Origin of the sequence: Pedobacter sp. N23S346, from assembly GCF_048515415.1 — a bacterium.
Classification (GTDB): Bacteria; Bacteroidota; Bacteroidia; order Sphingobacteriales; family Sphingobacteriaceae; genus Pedobacter.
Map to the genome: position 1 here is coordinate 455,456 of NZ_JBLYEE010000001.1, position 24,881 is coordinate 480,336.

The window sequence follows — 24,881 nt, forward strand, 5'->3', positions numbered from 1 at the left end:
ACTCAACTAATGAGGCGCAAAAAACTTTAATCCTGCGATAGATCCGATCAAAGTACAAATAAAAAATATCCGCCAGAAAGTAGCAGGCTCATTGAAATAAATAATGCCTACGATGACCGTTCCAACAGCACCAATTCCCGTCCATACGGCGTATGCAGTTCCCATTGGGAGCGTTTGTGTTGCCTTATTCAGCAAAAAAAAGCTCAAACCAATGCAGACTATAAATGCTGCTGTCCACTTTATATTCGTAAAATTATTAGATAGTTGCAGGCAAGTGGTAAAGCCAACTTCGAAAAGCCCGGCTATAATTAAAATGATCCAGTTCATGTAAAATGTGTTTGTACAAAGGTACCAAGCACCTGCTGGATCACATTTTACATTTGTTAAAAAATGAATTATTTACCAGCTCTTATTCTACTTAGCGTAACCTGGGTAACCCCTAGATAAGAAGCGATATGCTTCAATGCAACCCGTTTGAGTAGTGCTGGCGACTGATCTGTAAATTCCTGATAACGTTCTGCCGCACCTTTAAATGATCGGTCGATTAATCGTCTTTCTGTTGCAATCAGTTCCTGTTCTGCCATTTTTCTACCCCAGTTAGCAATCTCAATATTTGCATGATATAAGCTAAATAAATCAGTGAGCCGAATTCGAATCAATATACAATCCTCTAAAAGTTCGATGTTTTCATAGCCCGGTTTATCATTAATGTAGCTATTAAAGGAAAATAATACACTTCCGCTTTCTCCAAACCAAAAGGTAATCTGTTGATTTTCACCATCAGAATATGCCCTGGCAATGCCGCTCTTAAGAATATAAAAATAGGGTTCTATCTTATCAGCCCGAATCAGAATGGTGCCTTTAGGATAACTCACTTCCTGACTGTGATTGGAAACGGCCAATAATGCATCATTGCTAAGTGATTTAAAAATGGCGATATGTTTTAGCTGTTTTTGCAAGATTGATAAAGCTATTAATTTTTTCCCGGCAAGGTGTAACCTGTTTCAAAATGCTGTAGTCATAATACACAGAACACGGTTCAAAACAATAGAAATTAATTCACATCTAAAAAATATTATCATGCAAGAAGTATTAGTTCCAATGTCAATTTTCCTGGGCACATTCGCAATGGTTTTCGGAATCCGCTATTTATCAAATAAAGAAAAAATGGCTATGATCGAACGTGGCATTCATCCTGGCGTATCACGATCTGCCCCAAAACCTTATCTAAGTTTAAAATTCGGCTTGTTAATGGTTGGTTTAGGGATCGGTCTCCTGGTAGCTCTTTTCACAGTAAAAGGTGTTTTCGGACCTGAAATCACCCGTGTAGAAGAAGGTCAGGCGGCAGCGATTTACTTTGGTTTTATAGGGATTTTTGGTGGCCTCGGATTGATCACCTCTTTTATTATCGAGAAGAAGGCAATTGATTCAGATTCCTCAAAATAAGTGCTGGTAGATTAAAAATCGCTGTTCGCAATTGGCAGGCAGCGATTTTTTTATTGTGGCTTATTAATCACTGCCACGGTTAAACGACTTACGCAATTCATTTTTCCACGATTATCATAGAGTTTTATATCCCAGATATGTGTCTTTGCTCCGCGATGGATAATTTTACAGATCCCGGTTACCAGACCACTTTTCACTGGCCTGAGGTGATTTGCATTAACTTCTAAACCAACTGCAACATACTTTTCCGGATCGATGCACATGTAAGAAGCAATGCTACCCAATGTTTCTGCTAAAACAACCGACGCGCCGCCATGTAAAATACCCGCGGGTTGATGTGTGCGTTCATCTACCGGCATGGTGCCTGTAATAAAATCTGCACCAATTTCGGTAAATTCAATACCAAGCAAGGCGCCAATGTGGTTTTTTGGACGACTGTTTAACTCCTCCACGGTGAACTCTTTAAACCACATGATAACGTTCTTTTAAGATTCCAACATGATGGATAATATGTCCGCCGGCAACGAATAAAATTGATTTAACGTTAATGGCTCTACCTGATGCCGTTCCTGCCCGATGAATTTCATCATCATTTAAACTACGATAAAGATAAAGATTTGCTTTTCGGAGCGTTGCAAATTCTTCGATCAGATCTTCATAATTGCGTTCGCCGAAACGGGCATTTGAAACGTAATCGTTTTCATCAAAACCGGGTAAATGCTGTTGTTCATTTCTGGCGAAGCAGGTTATGCGATAAGCAAAAACACGCTCGCAGTCGATAATATGGCCAAGCATTTCCTTTAGTGTCCACTTATTTTCTGCGTATGCATAATTTTCTTTGTCTTTATTTCTTTCAAACAAAGCCGGGAGGCTTGAAACCTGTTCTTCCAGTATTTCAAAAATATCCTGATTAACTTTGCTAATGTAGGCTTCTGCCCACACCGGGTACTCGTTAGGCTGTGGTCGGTTCATATCTTAAGCTGCTTTTTAATATTATTCTAAAAGTTGTTCCCTTACCTACTTCAGATTCTTTTACAAAAATTTCTCCGCTATGGTAGTTCTCCACGATACGTTTGGTAAGCGAAAGGCCTAATCCCCAACCACGTTTTCTGGTGGTGTAGCCTGGCTGAAAAACGGCATCAAACTTTGATCGCGGGATGCCTTTTCCAGTATCAGTTACATCGATAAAAACCTGTTCTTTAGCTAAGTTTTCAATGATGTTGATGGATATCGACCCTTCATTTTCAATAGCGTTCGCTGCATTTTTAAGCAGGTTTTCAGTTACCCAGTCAAAAAGCGGAACGTTTAACAGCGCCCTTACCTGTTCATCTCCGGAGATGCTGAATTTCACCTTATCAGATGTTCTCACTTTAAAATACCTGATAAAATCACTGATCACAATATATACTGTGTGGTCTTCCAAAATTGGTTTAGAACCGATTTTCGAAAAGCGATCGGCAATAATTTCCAGGCGCTTAATATCATTCTCCATTTCCGCAATCAATGGATCATCTTCCGCATCAAATTTGGATTTCATCAGTTCAGTCCAGGCCATTAATGAGGATATAGGCGTGCCCAACTGGTGCGCTGTTTCCTTGGCCAAACCTACCCAAACATGATCCTGTTCATCTCTTCTGGCAGAACTAAATGCCGCATAAGCCGTTAGCAGGAAGAGAAAAATCACAGCCATTTGAATATATGGGAAATAGCGAAGTTGAGTAAGCACAAAAGAATCACGGTAGTAAGCTTTAAACTTCTTTCCGAAAATATTCATTTCATCTGGCGGATGTTGCGATTTCATTTGCCTCAACTGACGAACAAAGTAAACACTATCGTAGGTTAGTTTAGTATCGGCAATGGGGTAATTGGTTTTGGTACTGTCCAATCCGAAAAATGAACTGATTACTCCGGAAGAGTCTACCATAATTACCGGCGTTTTTGTGTTTTGCCTTACGGTTTCTACTACCACGCGATAATCATCATTATCGTATAAAAACATTGCCCGTTCCTGAATTTTAACCCAGAGGTGAAATTGATCGGCTTCTTCGCGCTCCATTTTTTTAACAAAAGAATCGGTGTAAAACACTGAGGCAATGCCGATTAAGATGGCGAAAATGAGAAGGAAAAACTTCCAGCGGCGTTTCTTTTGATAAGGATTCATGCTTTGGGTAGCCAAATTACAATAAACAAAACGAAAAAAACAGAAAACCACCATGCTTTTTCAAAAATGATGAGGTAAGATTATAAAAAGCAGAATAGATTCATCACCGATGAAAATAAGATAAAATGGATGAAAAACATATCTTTGTGGCGTCTTGCGTACAGCGCATGGCGATAAGCGTTTTACCCGCTTAACGCCTAACGCTAATCGCTCAACATGTTTATTATGGATAAGAAAGTTAGAGTAAGATTTGCCCCAAGCCCAACAGGAGGACTACATTTAGGTGGTGTTCGCACGGCTTTATTCAATTATTTGTTTGCCAAAAAAAACAATGGAACCTTTGTTTTGCGTGTTGAAGATACCGATCAGAACCGCTTTGTAGAAGGTGCAGAAGAATATATCGTAGATTGTTTAAACTGGTGTGGCATTACGCCTGATGAAAGCCCGTCTAATCCCGGTAATTATGGCCCTTATCGTCAAAGCGAACGTAAACCCAGTTATAGAAAGTTTGCCGAACAGCTTATTAGCGATGGTTATGCTTATTACGCATTTGATACGCCAGAAGACTTAGAGGCTAAGCGGAAGGAAATTCCAAACTTTCAGTACGGGCAAACAACACGGATGCAAATGCGGAACTCTTTAACCTTAACCATTAGTGAGGTAGAAGATTTGTTGGCGGCGAAAACGCCTCATGTTATCCGCATTAAAGTTCCTGAAAATGAGATTGTACATTTCAATGATTTAATTCGCGGCGACGTGAGCTTTGAAACTTCATTGGTAGATGATAAAGTTTTATTAAAAGCTGATGGAATGCCAACTTACCATTTAGCCGTTGTGGTTGATGATAAAGCGATGGAAATTACCCATGCTTTCCGTGGCGAGGAATGGTTACCTTCTGCACCAACGCATATATTGTTATGGAAATATTTAGGTTGGGAAACCGACATGCCCCAATGGGCGCACTTGCCATTGATATTAAAACCAGATGGTCATGGTAAATTAAGCAAACGCGATGGAGACCGTTTAGGTTTTCCGGTGTATGCAATGAATTGGACCGATCCAACAGGTAATGTCACTAAGGGATTCAAAGAGATGGGATTCTTACCCGAAGCTTTCGTAAATATGCTGGCCTTATTGGGCTGGAACGATGGAACAGATCAGGAGTTATTCTCCTTAAAAGAACTGGAAGAAAAATTTTCTATTGAGAGAATAAGTAAAGCAGGGGCAAAATTTGATTTTGAAAAAGCTAAATGGTACAACCATGAGTGGATTAAAGTGCAAAGCGCTGAGCGTTTGGCGCCGAGCGTTACAAGCGAATTACAAAAAGCAGGAATTGAAATTAACGACGATGCTTTCTTAAATACCATTATCGATTTAATTAAAGATCGGTGTACGCTGTTGCCAGATTTTGTGGCGCAAAGTGGGTACTTTTTCACAAGCCCCCAAGCGTATGATTTAGCGGCTGTTAAACCAAAATGGAACGAAGAAAAGGCTGCGTTTTTTTATGCTTATGCTGAAAATTTATCACTAACAGATGCCGTTACAGCCGAAGAGGCTTTCAAAGCTTTGGCAGCAGAAAAAGGTTTCAAACCAGGTGAGTTGATGTTGCCTTTCCGGATTATGTTGGTGGGCGGCAAATTTGGCCCTGGCGTTTTTGATATCGCCATCTTATTAGGACTTGAAGAAACAAAGGCAAGAATTGCGAAAGCTGTTGAGGCTTTTAAGGCCTAATCGTTTAAAAAATAAAATAGAAGAGGGGGCCAGGCATACTTTGCTTGGCTCTTTTTGTACCTATGCTTATTGCTAAAAGGTTTTGCGTAAAATATTTTCTAATTTAGCGTAACAATTTTTCGGTAATCAGGTTGTTCATACAATTAAACATTAAATTATGAAGTGGTTTGGTAAAGGTAGCGGCGACGTAGAAGATAGAAGAAGTAGCGGCGGCGGCGGACGTACCGTTTTAGGCGGTGGCATCGGAATTATTGTTGTTGTTTTAGGACTAATCTTTGGTAAAGATTTAACTGGATTAGTTAGTGAGGTGCCTGGTAGTGGAGGAGGCGCACAAACTGAAGGAAAGATGGGAGTTCCTGAAGATGAACAAGGTCGTTTTGTATCGAATGTTTTGCAATCTACGTATGAAGTTTGGGAGCAGGAATTTCAAAAAATGGGTCAAACGTATGAAAACCCTAAATTGGTATTATTTAGAGAAGCAGTTCAAACAGCTTGCGGAAACGCAGGCGCAAATGTGGGCCCGTTTTATTGCCCGGGCGACCGTAAAGTATACATCGATTTATCTTTTTATGATGATCTGAAAAACCGTTTTGGTGCATCAGGCGATTTTGCTCAGGCTTATGTAATTGCACACGAGGTAGGTCATCATGTTCAAAATGTTTTAGGCATCTCCGAAAAACTGGATCAGGCCCGTGGCCAGGTAAGCGAAAAAGAATACAACAGACTATCGGTAAAATTAGAATTGCAAGCCGATTTTTTTGCAGGCCTTTGGGCACATCATGCACAAAACCTGAAAGACTTTAAATTAGAAGAAGGTGATATTGAAGAGGCTTTAACAGCTGCCAATGCCATTGGTGATGATAAATTACAAAAGCAAGCCACAGGCGAGGTACAGCCTGATTCTTTTACCCATGGCACTTCAGAACAGCGGATGTTCTGGTTTAAAAAAGGGTTTGATACCGGCGATTTTAAACAAGGCGATACCTTTAATTCTGGCGATTTATAAAAAAATAAAACATTTTCAGCTATCTGGTTGTTCGTTTACATTTTCAGATATTTTGTATCTGAACCAAACATAATTGTCTCAAGCTTCTCATTCGTATAATAAAAGATGATCCTTATAGTTGATGACAGGCCTGAAAACCTGATTTCGTTACAGAAAGTACTCCAAGCACACAATTTTGAGGTTGATACCGCATCTTCGGGAGAAGATGCCCTGAAAAAAGTTTTAAAAAACAATTATGTTCTGATCATTCTGGATGTTCAGATGCCGGATATGGATGGTTTTGAAGTAGCTGAAGCCATCTCTGGTTTTAGCAAAGCAAAAGACACGGCCATTATTTTTCTTTCAGCAGTAAATACGGAACTTAAATTTATTACAAAAGGTTACCTAAGTGGTGGCCTGGATTACATTACAAAACCTGTTGATATTAACGTACTGCTTCTTAAAATCAAAACATTTTACCGGATTTATGAGCAAAGCAGAAAGCTGAATGAAGTACAGGAGAAGCTTTTAGAGGAAATTGAATTCAGAAAACAAGCCGAAAATAAAAAAGACGAATTTATCAGTATTGCCAGTCATGAATTAAAAACGCCTTTAACCAGTGTAAAGGGGTACATCCAATTGCTTCAGCGCAGTTTAAATAAGGATGATAAAACGATGGCACAAAGCCACCTGGCCAAAGCCAGCATTCAATTAGAAAAACTGAATGAGCTGATTGTTGATTTACTTGATATTTCTAAAATTGAAAGTGGAAAAATGAAGTTCAACATGAAATATTTTTGTGCCGATAATATGGTAAACAATGCTATTGAAATGTTGCAACAATCCAATCCCGGTTTTAACATTAATAAACTCGGGAAAACAGATGAAAACATTTACGGAGACGAAATGCGCCTGGAGCAGGTGGTTATCAATTTCATTACCAATGCCATTAAATATGCTCCCGGAACCAATCAGGTTAATGTAACCATCAATATTAAAGATGGTAAGCTGTACCTGGCCGTTAAAGATTTTGGAATCGGCATTTCTTCAGAGCAGCAGGCAAAAATATTTGATAAATTTTATCGAGTAGAAGAACATAGCAATCGTTTCAATGGCTTAGGTATCGGGCTATACATTTGTTCTGAAATTATTAACAGGCACGGCGGAACCATCGGCGTAAATAGTGTGCCCGATGAAGGTTCAGAGTTCTATTTCATCATTCCCATTACCGAAGAACAGGTACCCAGCAATCAAATCTAAGACCTCTAAAATATATTAATGAAAACCACCCTGAAAAATAATCTACGTTTAGGCTTAGGCTTGTCGCTTATTATTCTTTTTATCAGTTCATTGGCTTCTTATGTAAGCATTCGTAACCTTATCAGAAGCACAGAACTGGTTAAGCACAGTGATCAGGTAATCCTGAATTTAGAAGGAGTAATATCAACCTTAAAAGATGCAGAAACCGGTCAAAGAGGTTACCTTTTAACCGGGAATAAAATATTTCTGGAACCCTATAATGGGGCTACTGAACTTGCAGGGAGAACAATAGATACCATTGAAAGGGCTACCCGGGATAACCCAGCGCAGCAGAAAAGTATTACCACCCTAAGAGAAATCCTGGTAAAACGCTTGAGTATTATCACCTCTACGATTGAAATTAAATCTTTAGGTGGAAAAATAGATCCTACTGTATTGCTTCAGGGAAAAACATATATGGATCAAGCCCGCTCCGCAGTAAACAAAATGGTGAAGGAAGAGCGAAGATTGTTAGACGAGCGTACGCAAGAACTTAACAAGTTAACTTCATATACACCCGTGCTGATCATGGTGGCTGCATTTTTGGCCATTATAATTACGCTGTTTTTTTACAGAAAAGTATCCGTCGACTTTGATGAACGGGTTAAGCTTCAGCAAGAGATTGAAGATAAGAAAACGGAAATGGAGAAACGTATTATCGCGATAAAGGAGATAGCGCATCAAATCTCTACCGGCAATTATGGCGTTACTTTAGATATACAGGCGCGTGATGATATAGGTGAACTTTCAGGATCATTAAATGAAATGTCTTTTTCACTGAAAAAATCTTTTGATAGACTTGCAGAGAATGAATGGATTCAAACCGGTGTTGCCAATCTGAACATGAAAATGGTTGGGGAGAAAGATGTTTTTCACCTGGCGGATGATATTATTGAGTTTCTGGTTACTTATACAAAAAGCCAGATCGGAGCGGTTTACTTATTTAAGGATGATGGATACTTGCACCTAAAAGGTAAATATGCTTTAGAAGGGCAAAATCTTCTGCCAGTTATTGAAATGGGACAAGGCTTAATCGGGCAATCAGTAAAATCTGGAAAAAAGATTATTTTAGATGATGTACCTAAAAATGAACTTACCATTACCCATGCAACCGGAAATATAAAACCAACACAGCTGGTGGTGCTGCCAATTATCAGAAATGAAATATCCATTGGTGGTTTAGAGATTGGTGCAGTAAAACCTTTGTCTGATCTTCAGCTACATTTCCTAAACCTCGTCTTATCTGATGTTGGTACAGCATTGCTAGGGGCACAGAACAGACAGAAATTACAGCAGTTATTAGAAGAAACACAAGCACAATCTGAAGAATTGCAGGTGCAGCATAATGAACTGGAGGGCATGAATGCTGAGCTTGAAGCACAAGCACAGAAGCTGCAGGCTTCGGAAGAGGAACTGCGTGTTCAACAGGAAGAACTTTTGCAAAGCAACCAGGAACTGGAAGAAAGAAGTAGCTTACTGGAAGAAAAGAACGAACTGATTGAAGAGAGAAATTCAGAGATACAGCAAAAAGCGGAAGCGCTGGAGTTAAGTACCCGATATAAATCAGAATTCCTGGCCAACATGTCTCATGAGTTAAGAACTCCTTTAAACTCCATTTTATTGCTTTCCAGGTTAATGGCAGAGAGTGAAGAAATGGATAAAGAACACCAGGAATATGCCGAGGTGATTCAAAGTTCCGGACAAGGTTTGCTGAGCTTAATTGATGAGATTTTGGATTTATCTAAAATTGAGGCTGGCAAAATGGAACTCGATCGCACCAATGTTAAAGTGAGTGATATTGCTTTAAACATGAGATCGCTGTTTAATCCATTAGCAAAAGAGAAAGCGCTTGAATTGGTAATTGGCAAAGCGGACGATGTTCCGGAGTATTTCCATACCGATAAAATGCGTTTAGAACAGATCCTTAAAAACCTGCTTTCAAACGCAATCAAGTTCACATTGAACGGTTCGGTAAAGCTAAATATTAGTAAGAATGAAAAACTTAATGCCTTAATTTTTGAGGTAACTGATACTGGTGTAGGTATTGCGCAAGATAAGCAGGCCATGGTGTTCGAAGCCTTTCAACAGGCCGATGGTTCTACCCGTCGTAAGTTTGGCGGTACAGGTTTAGGTTTGTCAATCAGTAGAGAACTGGCTAAACTTTTAGGTGGTTTCATCGATCTAAAAAGCAAAGAAAACGAAGGCAGCATATTCACTTTAACATTGCCTATCGATAAAAATAAAGGTTTTGAAGGATCAATCCCTTTGGTCGAAAAAACTTTCATACCTCAGGTTGAAGCGCCAGTAGCGAAAGTTAGCTACTTAACAGTGGAGAATATTCCTCAGGAAATTGAGGATGATCGGGATAATATTGAAAGCGGCGACAAAGTAATTTTGATCGTTGAGGATGATACACCATTTGCCAAAACGCTATTGGATTTCACCCGGAAAAGAAATTATAAAGGATTGGTTGCCGTTCGTGGAGATGTAGGTATTGAAATGGCTAAGGCTTATCAACCGGTAGCGATTTTACTGGATATTCAATTGCCGGTAAAAGATGGATGGCAGGTAATGGAAGAATTAAAATCTGATCCTGATACACGCCCGATTCCGGTCCATATCATGTCTTCTCTCCAGGTTAAAAAAGAGAGTTTGCTTAAAGGAGCGGTAGATTTTATCAATAAGCCTTTCGCTTTTGAACACATGCAGGAGATCTTTTCAAAACTGGAACATGCCTTAAGCCGTCATCCTAAAAAGGTATTGATTGTGGAAGAAAATGAGCAACATGCAAAAGCATTAAGCTACTTCTTAAGCAATTTCAACATTCAAACGGAGATTGTGAACCAGGTAGGAGAGAGCGTTTCCGCGCTGCACAAGCCAGATGTTAATTGTGTTATTCTTGATATGGGAATTCCTGATAAACATGCTTACGAAACACTCGAAGTAGTTAAAAAAACACCTGGACTGGAAAACCTTCCGATCATTATTTTTACAGGTAAAAACCTATCAAAAGGTGAAGAAAACCGAATTAAGCAATATGCAGACTCTATCGTGGTTAAAACGGCCCACTCTTATCAGCGGATTTTAGATGAAGTCGGTTTATTCCTTCACCTTGTAGAAGAAAAAAGCAAGGAAAAAACAAAAGCACCTAAAAAATTCTCAGAACTGCAGGACGTGCTGAAAGGCAAAACTGTGCTGGTTGCGGATGATGACATACGGAATATCTTCTCGTTAACGAAAATGTTAGAACAGCATCAAATGAAGGTTTTGGCCGCTACCGATGGGAAAGAAGCCTTGAAACTATTGAATGAAAATCCATCTGTAGATGTGGTTTTAATGGATATGATGATGCCAGAACTTGATGGTTATGAAACCACTTCTGCAATCCGGCAGGATTTCAAATATCGTGATCTGCCCATTTTAGCTGTTACCGCGAAAGCCATGATGGGCGATCGTGAAAAGTGTATCGCTGCGGGTGCTTCCGATTATATCAGTAAGCCGGTGGATATGGATCAACTCGTTTCGCTTCTACGGGTATGGCTATATGAAAATCATTATAAATCTTAGTACTTTTATTTTATATGCCTCAAAAAATAATTCTTATTATAGACGATGATAACCGAAACATTTTTGCCTTAAAAGCTGTTTTAAAGGCCAAAGGTTTCGAGTGTTTATCGGCTATCAGTGCCCGCGATGGTTTCGCCATTATGGAAGAAAGAGATGTCGTTTCTGTTGTTTTAATGGATATGATGATGCCTGATATGGATGGCTACCAGGCCATGGCAGCGATGAAGAAATCGCCTAAAATGCAGAATATTCCGGTACTTGCTGTTACTGCACAAGCCATGGTTGGCGATAAGGAACGTTGTTTGATCGCAGGTGCTTCAGGCTATGTATCTAAACCGATAAATGTTGACGAGTTATTAGAACAAATAGAAGAGGTAACAAAATAAGGTGATAATTGACGCAATTGATAATGAACAGGTAGATACGCTTCTGAACGATGTATTGGAGGTGCATGGATACGACTTCTTAGAGTATTCTCATGCATCAATAAAAAGACGGATTACCCGTTTATATACACTGGATAGTTTTGTGAGTTTTGCAGAATTCAGGTATGCGGTTAGAACTGACAAAAAATATTTTAAGCGGTTTTTAGAAGAAATCACAGTAAACGTGACTGAAATGTTCCGTGACCCGACTTTTTATAAGTCGTTACGAAACGATGTTTTACCCGCCTTAGGAACATATCCTTTCATTCGGATTTGGGTAGCAGGTTGCTCAACCGGAGAAGAAGCCTATTCTTTAGCCATTGTTTTGAAAGAGCTTAACTTGTTAAACAAATCGCTGATCTACGCGACTGATATCAATCCATCAGTTTTAGAAAAAGCAAAACAGGGAATGTTTCCGTTGAACTATTTGAAAGGCTACTCTGAAAACTATGTTCAGTCTGGTGGATTAAAAGATTTTTCATCCTATTACGCTGCAAACTATTCGCTGGCTAAGTTCGATGAGGTGTTAAGTAGTAAAATGATTTTTTCTACACACAATTTAGTTTCAGACCACTCTTTTAATGAATTTCAGCTTATTTTATGTAGGAATGTCTTAATTTATTTTGATAAAGATCTGCAACACAAAGTCTTTCAATTATTTGATAATAGCCTGGAGAAGCTTGGGTACCTGGCGCTGGGAAGTAAAGAAAGTTTGGATTTCTGGCCTAACGCAAAAGATTACAAGCGGGTAAAAAACGAAAAAATATGGAGAAAACTTTAACTCACGGCAAATGTAGTGCCTTGGTTATTGGTGGTTCTGCAGGGAGTTTGGATGTGCTGCTTGAGATTTTTCCAAATTTAAGTACACGAATTAACTTTCCGATTATTATAGTTACCCACCGTAAAGCTGGCAATGACTCACTACTGACCGATCTATTGAAAAACAGAACCAGTTTGATGGTTAGAGAGGCTGAAGAAAAAGAAAAATTATTGCCAGGATATGTTTATATTGTTCCTGCTGATTACCATTTGCTGATTGAAAATAGCCATACCATATCGTTAGACTATTCAGAAAAGGTGAACTATTCGCGTCCATCTATTGATGTTACCTTTCAGTCTGCTGCAGAGGTGTTTAAAAATGAACTGGTTTGTATATTATTATCAGGATCAAATGCAGATGGTGTAGAAGGATTAAAAGCAGTAAAAAGATATGGCGGTTTAGCGGCGATACAAAATCCGCAAACAGCCATTATGCCATATATGCCACAGCAGGCGTTGAATAATGCAAAGCCCGATGTGATATTGGATAGCTTAAAAATGGCCGCATTTATAAACGAGTTAATTAATAAATAGTAGTTAGATTTGCCTTCGGGAGAAAGAGTTATGGCTGATGCGAAAAAAGTATTTGTTTTTGATGATAACAGGGATATTTTAGATCTGTGTACATTCATTTTGGAGGATGCAGGTTATGAAATTAAAACATCCGAGAGTGCAAATGAGATAGAGAAACAAGTTTCGGCTTTTATGCCAGATATCATCTTTATGGATAACTGGTTGCCTGATTTGGGTGGAATACAAGCTACACGTGCCATTAAAAGTAACCCTGCATTAAAGCATATCCCTGTAATTTATTTCTCTGCAAATAATGATATTTCTGCATTAGCTGATGAGGCCGGAGCAGATAGCTACCTTTCTAAACCTTTCGATATCGCAGCATTAGAGGATATTGTTAAAAAACATTTAAGCTAAGCAAATTGATTATTCTCCTGATTGGTGTCTCACCAACCAGCCTAATTTTTGCCATGGCTCAAATAATTTTTCCGCAGATTTAGGTGATTTTCGCAGAAGCAGGAAGTAAAATCTGCGATGATCATTTTGATCTGTGGGATAATACCTTTAACTAATGGTTGGTGTCTTATCAACCAGCCTAATTTTCGGCATGACTCAAATAATTTTCCCGCAGATTTAGGTGATTTCCGCAGAAGCAGGAAGTAAAATCTGCGTTGATCATTTTGATCTGCGGGACAACCCCTTTAACTAATGGTTGGTATCTTATCAACCATCATAAGTTTATCTCTGCAATCTGCTAATTAAATTTATACAATAATTTTTTCTGTTGGTGAGACACCAACCGATAGGTAGAAGTTTATCTCTTCATAATAACCGATATATAAAAGCAATCGATTATTCCTTGCCCCAAATTCTGGTATTTAAATCCAGTTCTTTCACAATATCACACAAAAAACGGATCGTATTTATATCAGTATTGAGCGAAACCGGATTAAGTAAGGACTCAAATATAGGCGCCTCGAAATAATTTCTATCTAAAGGAAAAGCGATGTACAATCTCGAGTCTATGAAAGATAGAGAAATATTTTCAAGCGCATTGGCGTTCAGATACAATATTCGCTCCATCATGGCTGGTGTTAAAATATAGCGGGATTCAATTTGATTATTGCCATAAGTAACAAAAGTTCGGTCAAAATCCGGGTTTTCCAGCTGGATTACCTCTTTATCTCCGAAGGAGAAAATATTTTTTGTAAACCATGAGCCAATTGTATTTCCCAGATCTTTCGGTTTCACAATCGTTACACTGCCCAGGTGTTTATTAAAATCTGCAACGAAAATAATCCCCCTGAAAATATCGGTCCAGGAAGTTTCTGTGCCATTTTTGGTTTCACGTTCAGTTTTATGTTCGGCATGAACCTCTGCAAAATAAAAGCTTGTTTTATCAGCTTTTCCCCTCACCAGATCTTCTGTTTTATACCGATCAATCTGTTTGGTAAAAAGCTGTGCATATCTGAATTCGTCTGATGAAATACCATCCTTGGGGCTTATCGTTAGGCTTGGATTTAGAAATTTTAGTACCTCGCCAATCACATTTTGCTTATAGGCTAGTTCATATGCTTTCGTTGCAGCACTGATTTTAAATAAGATAATTACACCATATATTACAGGAATTAAACCTGCAAGCACTGCCCAGAATAGCAGCCCAAGCAAAAGGCCTATGATGGCTACTGCAATGCCAACGCCAATAAAAATAAAGCCTTTGGTTTGCACCGATGCAACCCGCTTTCGCTCAACCTCCATTGTAGTCAGAGTGTTTTGCAAAGCTACACTACCGTCTAGATAATTTTGCATTAACTATTAAAAAGGGTTTTTGCATTAATGTTTTTTCGTTCTTCTTCAGCGGTAGCTAAAACTGCAATGGGTTGAAAATTTAACATACCGGCAAAAATGCTTCCCGGAAACATCATAATTGAATTATTGTAATCGGTAACAGAAGCATTATAAGTTCTTCTGGCGGCAGCAATCTGTTCTTCGCTTTCTGTCCAGGTGGTTTGCAGGTTAATAAAATTCGTATTTGCTTTTAAATCAGGATAGTTCTCTACATTAAGCATTAAGCCATTCACACTGCTGCTCAATTGTGTATCGAGCGTGGCCTTCTCTGCTTCCGAAATATTTCCAGCTGTGGCTTTTGCACGTAGTTCTACAATTTTCGTAAGCGTTTCCTGTTCGTAAGTGTTATACTGTTTAACCACTTCTATCAGGTTTGGAATCAAATCAAAACGTTTCTTAAGCATCACATCTATGGCCGAAAATGCATTGGTCACCTGGTTTTTTTTGCCAATTAGACCGTTATAAAAGAAAATGCCAAATAAAAATAAAGCACCTATAAGAATTAAAGCAATAACCATAATTGTCTTTTTTATTTTAAATATAAGTAAACATTAATAACCTTCAATTAATAATATGTATTTGTATCGTCTCAATGGTTATTTTTGTTTTAACACCAGCCCTTTGGGCACCTCTCCAAAGGACTATCTGGTAACACCATTAATTTGTAAAGATTTTTTTCCGCTCTTTGCCGCGGGGCATGGTACTTTGGAGCGCCAAAGTACCCAAAGCGCTTTGTCAATCCAACTATGGGCCTTTTACACCATCCCCTCACACATCAAAAAAACAGAGGCACTTCGTTTTGTGTTCAATACCTTTTAAAATTGAACCTACATTTATGAACACAAAACCACTGCGTTTAAGGTTTGTTAGTGCTTTATATACTATTATACAACTGTTTTTTTGATTTCCTGGCCCTTGGGATTGACGGCGCTCTTCGGTAAGGCTTATGCTTTATTAGAGTTGGTTAGCGAGAGGCATAAAAACCCGCCTAGGAGATGTGTCTACGAAATAGTTTTTCAGAGGGAGTGATTGCAGACCTGGGTATAAAAGACAGTAAATAATTATCAAACTTAGGTTAATAATTTATTGTACTTATCGCCGTTCATTTTGTCTGCGCTCGCGATCTCGCTGCTGCCTCCGCTTCAACCGGTTTCGCTTTCTGATCTGATGGTTTGCCTGCATTTCTTTAAAATTAGCAATGTGCTGTTTGATTTCGTTTTGCTTTTCTTCTGTAATGCCGATACTATTTTTAATGCCCGTAAACAGGCTTCTCCAGATCAGACTAAAAAATGACGAACTATCGGGTTTTTTATAATCAACCTGTGATGAGACAAACTCGTTGTGACGATTTGGGTTTTCAGAATTGATCAGCAGCGCATTGGCTAGAATCGAAATTAAACCCCGGGTTACCAGGTGATCTTTGGATGGATCATTGCGCATCAACGCAACCGATAAATCATAATAATAAAAATCTACTTTGCCCTTTGCACCAGTATTATCCGCTTTAAAATCAAATTGTAACTTGTCTACAATTCCACTGTTAATTCTAACCAGGCCCAATGGTTTTGTAATTTGATTGAGTACCCTTGCATTGAAATTATGTAACACTCCTTTGTATTCAAAATCGCCTTTAGGAGCCTTCAGGTCAAATTTAAAGTTTAAATCCAAACTGGCCTGACCCAATAGGTAGGTGTTTAAGCTTACCTCCATAGTAGGGTTTATTGCCTTTATTTTTGGGAGGTTAGTTACGTTCTTGAAAACACCAGAAGTGTGTTCGAAAGAGATTCTGCCACGCTGCTGACTTTCGCTGTTGTAAATGGCGTAACTTATATTAACATCTTTCAAATTAATCTTCTGAACTAATACAGGAGGAGCCAGCTTCTGCAAAAGTTGATGCGGGAACTGGCCAATTTTAATTTCACCCACTTGTTTCTCTACACTTCCGTTATTAAATACAGAAACAAAGCCATTTGCAATGCCCATTTCTTTTGCCCGCAATTCCTGTTTGCTAATGTAAACGGGTAAATCAATGCCATTCATGGAAATGTTGCTCATTTGAATATGAAATCTATCGGTGGCGTGACCTGCAACTTCAGCGAATTTCATTTCATCGTAACGCGGCTCCAGTTCAAATTTATCTACCCTCAGCATTCCTGTAGATGCACGAAAATCAAGCTTATTAAGCTTAATGTTATACATTTTGTTCGGTGTGGTGTATTGATAGTTGTTGAGGTTTATAATTACATCCTTCAATAAGTAAAATCTGGATGGATCATCAGCTGAAGTAGAATCAACGAGCAAATCTGTGAGTGTAATATTGAGGTCGTCGATGGCAAAAACGCTGAGCTTATTTACATTTTTATTGATATATTTAAAGCTCGCATCCTGAAAGCGAATGGCTTTTATGCTAAATTCTTCGAGATTTTTAGAGATAAATGAATAAGGCGATTTAATTAGTCGCGGTGGCCTGTCTTCATTAAAATCGAACTGCCTGTTCATCATAAGTACCTCTGGTTTATCAAAAATTACTTCTTCAATCTGAAGCTTCCTTTCCCGATATAAGGTGAGTGGGTGGAAATGTTTTACCACTAATTTTTTTAAGGTAACGGTATAGAGGTTGTTGGGCGCCCTTTTTAACCGAATTAATTCTCTAAATCGAACGGTATCAGCGGTTATTTTAACGTTTTGCAAGGTGGCACTCCCGGTTAAAACATTGGTAGTAACCTTTGAAAAACTGATGGTGTATAAACTATCTGTAGATTTATAAAGAAGTGTTTTAATTTGTTCAGTTAATAACGGGCGGGATTTTACATTTAAAAACCATGCAATTGCAGCCAAAAGGCTGAAAGCGATAACAATTATCGCTGCAACCCATTTAATAATTTTATATCTGTACCTCCTGGTTTCTGGCATTTAACGAATAGACTGGATTTCACAGCAATATACATTTATAAACGTATTTCTTAAATGCCGTAGATTAATTTTTCTGCCGTTTCGCTTTTCTGGCTTCCCGTCTGTCGGCTCTTTTCTGCTCCCGAATCTTTTTGGCAATTACTTTTTGCTGTTTCACCGGGTTTTTTTCAGGAACAATGCTTACGCCTACAATATCTTTTATCCCAACAAAAACGGTTTTCCACATCAGATTGAAAAAAGATGCAGATTTAATTCTGGTGTTGGTCATGGTCGCCGTGCGAGGCGGATCTCCTTTTGTAGGATTCGAATCTTTAATTAGAATAGAATTAGCCAGGAAAGAAAAGAAACCCTTTTCTTTTGTTCCTTCGCCATCAATATTATCAGATAATAATTTCACTTTCAGATTGATATAAAGCATGTTTATCGAACCTGAAGCTGTAGTGGTGTTTCCATTTGCTTTGAAATCCAGATGTTGGATATTCCCACTTTCAATTTCAACCAGGCCTAATGCAGTTGCCAAAGGATTTATTTTTGTGAAGTTAAAAGCGCCTAAACTTCCGCTATAACTAAATGCTCCATTTGGATCAGTCAGGTTGAAATCTATTTTGACGTTCATCTTTCCTGCACCCATTAAAAGTGTATTTAAATTGGCCTTCGCATGGTTATTTTTAGTTAGCTTCAAACTATCGTTAGTTACGTTCAGGATCGTACCTTTTAGCGCATTGAAAACTATTGAGCCTGTTTTTTTACTCGCAGGACTGTATTCGGAATAGTTAATATCGATGTTTTTAAGCCTTATCGTATCAATAGCAATTGGAATATTTAGTCTTTTAAGCGCCATATGGGGATAATTTCTCCCTTTATCCAGGTTAGCAGCTGGCGGAGATTCCCTGCTCATAAACACCGCTACCCTGGCCGGACCAACGGTTACTAACCTCGAATGGATCTTTTCATCAGTATTCAAGCTGGTAAAATCCATTCCGTCAAATTCAATATCGTTAAAGGTGAGGTCGTAACGGTCTTTTTGAACTTTGTATTTTCTGGTGAAAGCCAGTTCTGGATATAGCGGTGTTAATTTGAAGCCTTTGATTGATATCCTTTTTGCAGAGGTAGAACCGCTGATGGTATCAATTTTCATGCTGTACATTTTATCTTTAGTGTTCGATTTATAGCCCGCAATCTCAAATGAAATATCTTTTGTGTAGTAAAATCTGGAGGTGTCTTTGTCAGAAAGGGAATCTAATAAGAAATCTTTGACATTAATATCCAGGTGTTTGATAACATTCCTGGTTTTTTTTGGAGCACCACTGTTAATGTAGCTAAAGTCGGCATCGATAACTTTTACTGCGTGAACCCGGGCAGATTTGAAGGTTTTAGAGATTTGCTCATAAAGTGATTTCTCTACCTTATTAGTATCAACAGCTTTTGGAACCTTATTAAAGGTAACATTAATTGACGGGCGATCGAGGATAATGGCATTTATATCCAGACGCTTTTTAAAATAGGCCGTTAGGATACTTGCCCTTGTAATCTGTAATTTCTTCAGTTTAATTTCGAAAACATGTGCTGGCGCAAGCCTTTGTTTTTTCAAACTATCAAAAACCGATGGATCTGCTTTTAGCGTAACATCTCGTAAAGCGAGGCTTCCGGTAACTACATTTAAGTTAATACTTTTAAAATCTATAGTGTATAGATGGTTAGAGCCATTATATATACTCTCTTTTATCTTCTCTGTGAGCATAGGCTTCCATCTTGCACTTAAGAACATTGCGCCAAATGCAAGCGTTAAAATCAACAATCCGAAAATACTTCCAATCCAAACCCAAAGTTTGGTTCTGTTGTGAGCTGTCATCTTTGTAGTGGTATCGGTATTAAACACGTCAACGTTAGAAAGGTTTTTTTAACAGATTTGGCTCATCTTTTATGATAGGATTTAAGAACCACTCAACCAAGATAATTTAAGTCAGGTGTTGTTTTCTGAGGTTTTGAAGCACAATGTTAATTTTAACCAGGTAATTTAACAGATCAGTTGGCGGAAGTAGTTGGGCTACGGTTTTAAGTAGAGATTGTTACTTTCAGAATATCAGAAACATAGATAAAATTTAATGAATCCTTAATAATAATCTATAACTTAACACTAACTTAACATTGAGCGTGTAGCTTTGTAACATATTAAGAATTAACATGAACAATATTTTTAAGTTCTTTACCCCTCAAGATAGAAAGTTTCATCCTCTTTTTGAGCAAGCTGGCAGTAATGCATTAAAAATCGCAGAATCTCTTTTAGAAATGGTTAGCACAGCTGATGCTGAAAGCCGGAAAACTATTTTCAAGGAAATTGAGCGTTTAGAACACGTAGGTGATGATATTACCCATTCAATTTTCTTAGAGTTAAGCAGGAACTTTATCACACCGTTCGATCGTGAAGATATTCACCAGCTGGCTACAGCTGTAGATGATGTTGCAGATTATATTTACGGTACAGCAAATCGCATGCAAATGTATAACATGAATACCATTAACGAACCGATTGTTAAAATCGCTGAGCTTTTGGTAGAAATGTGTACTGATATTGATAAAGCGATTAAAGAATTACGCAGTTTCAAAAACATCCGTGTAATTGCAGATGCTTGTATCCGCATTAATAGCGGTGAAAACCAGGCAGATTATGTATTTACTTTAGCGGTTGCCCGTTTATTTGAATATGAAACCAATGCAATTGAATTAATTAAACAAAAAGAGGTTTTACAAACGATAGAGAAAGCGACAGATAAGTGTGAAGATGTGGCGAATGTGCTTGAAACTATCCTGGTTAAAAACGCTTAATAAAACACAAACATGGTAACTACCTTATTGGTTGTTGTTGTAATTCTGGCCATTGCTTTCGATTACATAAACGGCTTTCACGATGCCGCTAATTCGATTGCAACGGTTGTTTCTACAAAAGTTCTTACGCCTTTTCAGGCGGTTTTGTGGGCAGCACTTTTTAATTTTGCCGCTTACTTTTATTTTACCGATCATAAGGTAGCCAATACGGTTGCCAAAACGGTAATCGAAAATTATATTACCCTAGAAGTGATTCTTGCCGGGCTTGTTGCCGCAATTATCTGGAATCTTTTAACTTGGTGGTATGGTATTCCGTCCAGTTCATCGCATACGCTTATTGGTGGTTTTGCTGGTGCTGGTATGACACATGCTTTGCTTATAGGTGCAAGTCCGTTGGATGCGGTAAACATGAGTTATGTAGTTAAAATTGTTTCCTTCATTGTATTGGCACCAGTAATAGGTATGGTTATTTCGGTGGTGATTACTTTAATTATTATTAACATCTGCCGTTATGCAAAACCATCAACAGCAGAGAAGTGGTTCAAACGTTTACAGTTATTATCATCTGCGGCTTTAAGTTTCTTCCACGGAGGAAACGATGCGCAAAAAGTAATGGGAATTATTGCTACCGCTTTAATTGCATCGAAAGTTATTCCTGATTTTGAAGCATTACCTACATGGGTGCCAATTGCCTGTTACTCTGCAATCTCGTTGGGTACGATGAGTGGTGGTTGGAAAATTGTGAAAACAATGGGTTCTAAAATCACAAAAGTAACCGCACTAGAAGGTGTTGCTGCTGAAACGGCCGGCGCAGTAACGTTAGGTATAACAGAGCATTTCGCTATTCCGGTATCTACTACGCACACCATTACTGGTTCAATTGTAGGGGTAGGATTAGTTAAAAGTGTTTCGGCCGTACGTTGGGGTGTAACCATCAACCTGATTTGGGCATGGGTATTAACCATTCCTGTTTCGGCAACTTTGGCTGCGATTATTTATGCGGGCATTTATTTCTTTAAATAGAATATAACTTCTTAAAATATAAAAGACCAATGCTTAAGTGCTTTGGTCTTTTTTTGTTTAGAGTAAACGGGGCTCAGATTTATTTAACCGCAAAGACGCTAAGTTTTTCGCAAAGAAAAGCTAAGGCTTTACTTTATAGGTTTTGAGTATCTCTATGATTTGCGCCCTTTGCGCCTTCTCTTACTTATCTTTGCGGTTAAACTTCAACGCCCAACTCTGAGTTCTCGATGTCTTTTTCTCTTTGACCTCTGTGGTTAACTTAGTTTAACTTGGCCACCCAACTTTGCGTTCTTGGCGCCTTCTCTTAATTATCTTTGCGGTTAAACCTTGATGCTATTTCTCCTTAAAATCTAATACTCAACTCCACTTCATTTGTTCCTTTCGTGGGTAAGACCCAGTCTGGACCGTCCTTAATCAGGCGTTTAGCTTCGGCATCGGCTTTAACATTAAGCGATTTAATGACCTTGATATTTGTTGGCCGCCCATTTTTCTTCACTTTGAAACCCAGTATCACAAATTGCTCCGGTCCTTTAGGATTATAAAGCTTGTTGTTGTTGGCTAAATATTGCGTATAATCAATAATGGCAACAGGAATTGGTTTGCTAATTTCATCAGCCTGCTTCCCGTTTAAGTTCTGTTCTGCCCTTAGTACTATCTTTGGTGCAGGGATATTTTCTTTTTTTCTACCGTTTGATCCGGTGATCATGGCAATTTCATTCAGCGATTTATTTCCACTTAATGCTTCCCGAATGGCGTCTGGGTTTTGTGTGCCTTTTACTGGAGTTTCCTTGAAACCAAGGGCATTAATCACCAAATCTTTATCCTTCGAATTGCTGTCAGCAGGTAAGGCAAAATAACCATTCGCATTAGTTGCAGTGATTTTATCGGAACCTGTAATTTTCACCACAGCACCTTGAACAGGTTGTCCGTTACGCTGATCGATAACATTACCACTAAATACAATCTGATTTGTAGTTGTGGATGGCGTAGCCGAAACCATAGCCTCACTCATCGGTTCCTGGCTTGTTTTCATCTTAGGTGCACCAAGAGCTATTGATTGTCTACTTTTACTGAATCGTTGATAATTGGCTGTGGCCTGCTCGGTTTGCACTGCACTTTCTGAAGTTTTAACGATCGGGGCAGATTTCGTGTTTTTCGCTAAAGCCCCAGACTTTCCATTTGCAATCACCTGATCTATTAAGGCAGATTTTGTGGCTTCATTAATATTTATTGCAGAATCTTTTGTTTTTGTAGTGGTGGCGGCCAGCGGAGCGTTAGTATCTAAGTTTACGACTACACCATCAGCCTTTCTTGCGACAGTTTCTGCATTTCGACGATTGGTTTCACGCATAAAGAAAAGAATACTTACCGCGATAAATGCCACCGTAGCTGTAGCAGCAATACTTAGTCGTTGCGTGGTAATGCCCCAAAGTTTTCGTTTAACTGGTTTTTGAGTAACACGATCATAAAGTTGTTTTTGTAAAATAGAGAGTGTTTGCTTGCGTTTTGGCGATTGTTTCAGGCCTTCTAACGCTTCTGCTACGAAGGGATCTTCTAAAGCCTGCCTTTCTACAAAGTGCATACCTTTGGCATCAAGCTTACCGTCGAGGTAATCTTCAAGCACATCAATATCTAACCAATCGTTATTCACCACTATTTTTCTCTATACAAATCTTCAGGTTGCGCTTACCGTTTTGAATATAACTTTTCACCTTCAGCATATCGTAGCCCGTAATATCAGCCACTTCTTTATAACATTTCTCTTGTAAATAAAATAAATCTACACTTTTTCGCTGTTCTTCAGGCAAAGTTTCCATGCACTTTTCCATAATGGTAAGTTGCGTTTCCTTTGTGTTGTCGATATCTAGATGCACTAGTTCGCTGTTTTCCACAAAAGTATCATCTATAGAAACATTATTTTGCTTTGAAGATTTTCTCAGCGCCATCAAACAATGGTTGCGGGTTAATACATGAAGCCAGCTTTTGAAATTTTGCACTTCATGAATTTTCAGTTTCGTAACCAATTCTTCAAAAATTTGCATCACAGCATCCTTACTTTGCTCTTCATCTTTGAAATAATTTAAGCAAACCCCAAAAACCAGGTGCATATATTTGTTGTAAAGTGTACCCAACGAATCCAAATCGCCAGTATTTTTATACTCGGCAATTAGTTTGGCATCGTCTTGCTGGGTATTTCCAGCTGTGTTTTTTATAAACTTCAAAAAATCAGGTAGCTATTTCAAATATCTTTCAAGTATAAAAAATAATTCTGAGTGATGAGAGATAAACCAAACAATTGGGTATTTAAATTCAATGGGTATGCTCCACCGCTATAGAATGAGCCTGTACAGCTATTTGATAAAACCTTATCTTTAGCAGCCATGGAATATTTATGGCAGTTCTTTTGCTTATCAAGGATTAAACACACACACAAAATGAAGAAAATTAATATTTTATCTGCATCTCTTGCATTAATATTATTTATAAACCTGAAAGCAGATGCTCAGATCAAGCTGAGCGATATCTTTAAAAAGGTTACTGAAAAGCAGGGTACGGCTTCTACAACAGGTACGCCAAGCAGTTTTGAGATTGGTCAGGGGATAAAAGAAGCGCTACAAATCGGCGTTTCGGCTGGCGCTGATCGGTTATCTGTAAAAGACGGATTTCTGGGGAACCTGGCGGTTAAAATTTTAATGCCTCCTGAGGCGCAGAAAGTAGAGCGAACATTACGCGGAATTGGCCTGAATAAACTCTGTGATAATGTAATTGTAAGTTTAAACCGTGCTGCTGAAGATGCCGCCACAGAAGCAAAGCCGATATTTATTTCTGCTATTAAGCAGATGACATTGGCCGATGCCAGCAATATTTTGCTTGGAAACAACGATGCTGCAACTGCTTATTTTAAACGGGTGACTACAGCGCAATTATTACAGAAGTTTAGTCCGATTGTAACTACGAGCTTGAGTAAAGTAAATGCGACCAAATACTATTCAGATCTTACTACTCAATATAATCGTTTACCATTGGTGAAGCCGGTAAATACAAATTTAACGGAGTATGTTACACAAAAAGCAATAGATGGTTTATTTATAGAGGTGGCGAAAGAGGAACTTAAAATCAGGGGAAACATCAATTCAAGGAGCACCACTTTGTTGCAAAAAGTATTTGGTTACGCTGATAAGAAAAAGGGTTAAAATAAGCCCCCGGTCTGTTTGCACGCCAATCGGTTTGAGTTTTATATTTTCTTGATGGCGGGTGAGCCGCCAGCCATGGAGTTGTCTTATTAAAATCATCTCCCCGGTCTGGTGGCTCACCAACCGGTTTG

General features: G+C 38.6%; 23 protein-coding genes. 12 read left to right on the plus strand and 11 right to left on the minus strand.

What is annotated here, in order from left to right:
• Positions 1-6: 6 nt before the first annotated feature.
• Both ACN1CD_RS01945 and ACN1CD_RS01950 read right to left on the minus strand, forming a co-directional pair.
• A complete protein-coding gene (locus tag ACN1CD_RS01945; RefSeq protein ID WP_419128564.1) occupies positions 7-327 on the minus strand; it encodes a DMT family transporter in 321 nt (106 codons plus the stop codon).
• A gap of 68 nt (positions 328-395) precedes the next feature.
• Complete coding sequence (locus ACN1CD_RS01950) at positions 396-959, minus strand: Crp/Fnr family transcriptional regulator (RefSeq protein ID WP_419128565.1); 564 nt, start codon at positions 957-959, stop codon at positions 396-398.
• A 121-nt stretch (positions 960-1,080) separates the two neighbouring features.
• Between ACN1CD_RS01950 and ACN1CD_RS01955 the strand changes: the two genes are divergently transcribed.
• A complete protein-coding gene (locus ACN1CD_RS01955) occupies positions 1,081-1,446 on the plus strand; it encodes a DUF6249 domain-containing protein (RefSeq protein ID WP_419128566.1) in 366 nt (121 codons plus the stop codon).
• 50 nt (positions 1,447-1,496) lie between these two features.
• Here the strand turns inward: ACN1CD_RS01955 and ACN1CD_RS01960 are convergent, their stop codons facing one another.
• From ACN1CD_RS01960 to ACN1CD_RS01970, 3 genes are read right to left on the minus strand one after another with little or no spacing between them, the layout of a single operon-like run.
• A complete protein-coding gene (locus ACN1CD_RS01960; protein ID WP_419128567.1) occupies positions 1,497-1,919 on the minus strand; it encodes a hotdog fold thioesterase in 423 nt (140 codons plus the stop codon).
• On the minus strand, positions 1,909-2,418 hold the full coding sequence (locus tag ACN1CD_RS01965) for a DinB family protein (protein ID WP_419128568.1): 510 nt from the start codon (positions 2,416-2,418) through the stop codon (positions 1,909-1,911). Before ACN1CD_RS01965 ends, ACN1CD_RS01960 begins: the two co-directional genes overlap by 11 nt.
• Positions 2,399-3,607 (minus strand): sensor histidine kinase, encoded by a 1,209-nt coding sequence (locus tag ACN1CD_RS01970; RefSeq protein ID WP_419128569.1) that lies wholly within the window; start codon positions 3,605-3,607, stop codon positions 2,399-2,401. Before ACN1CD_RS01970 ends, ACN1CD_RS01965 begins: the two co-directional genes overlap by 20 nt.
• A 225-nt stretch (positions 3,608-3,832) precedes the next feature.
• Between ACN1CD_RS01970 and gltX the strand changes: the two genes are divergently transcribed.
• The 8 genes from gltX (at position 3,833) to ACN1CD_RS02010 (ending at position 13,363) form a co-directional block, all read left to right on the plus strand.
• Entirely contained in the window at positions 3,833-5,338 is a 1,506-nt protein-coding gene (gene gltX, locus ACN1CD_RS01975) for a glutamate--tRNA ligase (RefSeq protein ID WP_419128570.1), read from the plus strand.
• Positions 5,339-5,495: 157 nt separating this feature from the next.
• Positions 5,496-6,344: a neutral zinc metallopeptidase gene (locus tag ACN1CD_RS01980; RefSeq protein ID WP_419128571.1), complete on the plus strand. Its 849-nt coding sequence runs from the start codon at positions 5,496-5,498 to the stop codon at positions 6,342-6,344.
• Between the two features lie 105 nt (positions 6,345-6,449).
• Positions 6,450-7,583: a sensor histidine kinase gene (locus ACN1CD_RS01985; protein WP_419128572.1), complete on the plus strand. Its 1,134-nt coding sequence runs from the start codon at positions 6,450-6,452 to the stop codon at positions 7,581-7,583.
• Positions 7,584-7,601: 18 nt separating this feature from the next.
• Entirely contained in the window at positions 7,602-11,189 is a 3,588-nt protein-coding gene (locus ACN1CD_RS01990; RefSeq protein WP_419128573.1) for a response regulator, read from the plus strand.
• 14 nt (positions 11,190-11,203) lie between these two features.
• Positions 11,204-11,575, plus strand: coding sequence for a response regulator (locus ACN1CD_RS01995; protein ID WP_419128574.1), 372 nt, complete (start codon positions 11,204-11,206; stop codon positions 11,573-11,575).
• 1 nt (position 11,576) lies between these two features.
• A complete protein-coding gene (locus ACN1CD_RS02000; RefSeq protein WP_419128575.1) occupies positions 11,577-12,395 on the plus strand; it encodes a CheR family methyltransferase in 819 nt (272 codons plus the stop codon).
• A complete protein-coding gene (locus ACN1CD_RS02005) occupies positions 12,380-12,967 on the plus strand; it encodes a chemotaxis protein CheB (RefSeq protein WP_419128576.1) in 588 nt (195 codons plus the stop codon). The genes ACN1CD_RS02000 and ACN1CD_RS02005 overlap by 16 nt, the downstream gene beginning before the upstream one ends.
• 30 nt (positions 12,968-12,997) lie before the next feature.
• The gene (locus tag ACN1CD_RS02010; RefSeq protein WP_419128577.1) at positions 12,998-13,363 is read left to right on the plus strand and encodes a response regulator; all 366 of its coding nucleotides are present in this window, start codon (positions 12,998-13,000) and stop codon (positions 13,361-13,363) included.
• Positions 13,364-13,798: 435 nt separating this feature from the next.
• Here the strand turns inward: ACN1CD_RS02010 and ACN1CD_RS02015 are convergent, their stop codons facing one another.
• From ACN1CD_RS02015 to ACN1CD_RS02030, 4 genes are all read right to left on the minus strand, one after another.
• The gene (locus tag ACN1CD_RS02015) at positions 13,799-14,755 is read right to left on the minus strand and encodes a DUF3137 domain-containing protein (RefSeq protein ID WP_419128578.1); all 957 of its coding nucleotides are present in this window, start codon (positions 14,753-14,755) and stop codon (positions 13,799-13,801) included.
• Positions 14,755-15,312: a LemA family protein gene (locus tag ACN1CD_RS02020; protein ID WP_419128579.1), complete on the minus strand. Its 558-nt coding sequence runs from the start codon at positions 15,310-15,312 to the stop codon at positions 14,755-14,757. Before ACN1CD_RS02020 ends, ACN1CD_RS02015 begins: the two co-directional genes overlap by 1 nt.
• A gap of 574 nt (positions 15,313-15,886) precedes the next feature.
• Positions 15,887-17,707 carry a hypothetical protein gene (locus ACN1CD_RS02025; protein WP_419128580.1) on the minus strand — a complete coding sequence of 607 codons (1,821 nt, stop codon included), beginning with the start codon at positions 17,705-17,707 and terminating at the stop codon, positions 15,887-15,889.
• A 64-nt stretch (positions 17,708-17,771) separates the two neighbouring features.
• Entirely contained in the window at positions 17,772-19,559 is a 1,788-nt protein-coding gene (locus tag ACN1CD_RS02030; RefSeq protein WP_419128581.1) for a hypothetical protein, read from the minus strand.
• Positions 19,560-19,891: 332 nt separating this feature from the next.
• Here ACN1CD_RS02030 and ACN1CD_RS02035 point away from each other — a divergent pair, with 332 nt between their 5' ends.
• Together ACN1CD_RS02035 and ACN1CD_RS02040 are read left to right on the plus strand one after the other, a co-directional pair.
• Positions 19,892-20,533: a DUF47 domain-containing protein gene (locus tag ACN1CD_RS02035; RefSeq protein ID WP_029281757.1), complete on the plus strand. Its 642-nt coding sequence runs from the start codon at positions 19,892-19,894 to the stop codon at positions 20,531-20,533.
• Between the two features lie 12 nt (positions 20,534-20,545).
• Entirely contained in the window at positions 20,546-21,556 is a 1,011-nt protein-coding gene (locus tag ACN1CD_RS02040; RefSeq protein ID WP_419128582.1) for an inorganic phosphate transporter, read from the plus strand.
• Between the two features lie 343 nt (positions 21,557-21,899).
• On the opposite strand, the gene ACN1CD_RS02045 is transcribed toward ACN1CD_RS02040, so the two are convergent.
• Positions 21,900-23,207 (minus strand): carboxypeptidase-like regulatory domain-containing protein, encoded by a 1,308-nt coding sequence (locus tag ACN1CD_RS02045; protein WP_419128583.1) that lies wholly within the window; start codon positions 23,205-23,207, stop codon positions 21,900-21,902.
• The gene (locus ACN1CD_RS02050) at positions 23,200-23,778 is read right to left on the minus strand and encodes an RNA polymerase sigma factor (RefSeq protein WP_419128584.1); all 579 of its coding nucleotides are present in this window, start codon (positions 23,776-23,778) and stop codon (positions 23,200-23,202) included. The genes ACN1CD_RS02045 and ACN1CD_RS02050 overlap by 8 nt, the downstream gene beginning before the upstream one ends.
• Before the next feature lie 213 nt (positions 23,779-23,991).
• Here ACN1CD_RS02050 and ACN1CD_RS02055 point away from each other — a divergent pair, with 213 nt between their 5' ends.
• Positions 23,992-24,750 carry a DUF4197 domain-containing protein gene (locus ACN1CD_RS02055; protein WP_419128585.1) on the plus strand — a complete coding sequence of 253 codons (759 nt, stop codon included), beginning with the start codon at positions 23,992-23,994 and terminating at the stop codon, positions 24,748-24,750.
• The last annotated feature ends 131 nt before the right edge of the window (positions 24,751-24,881 follow it).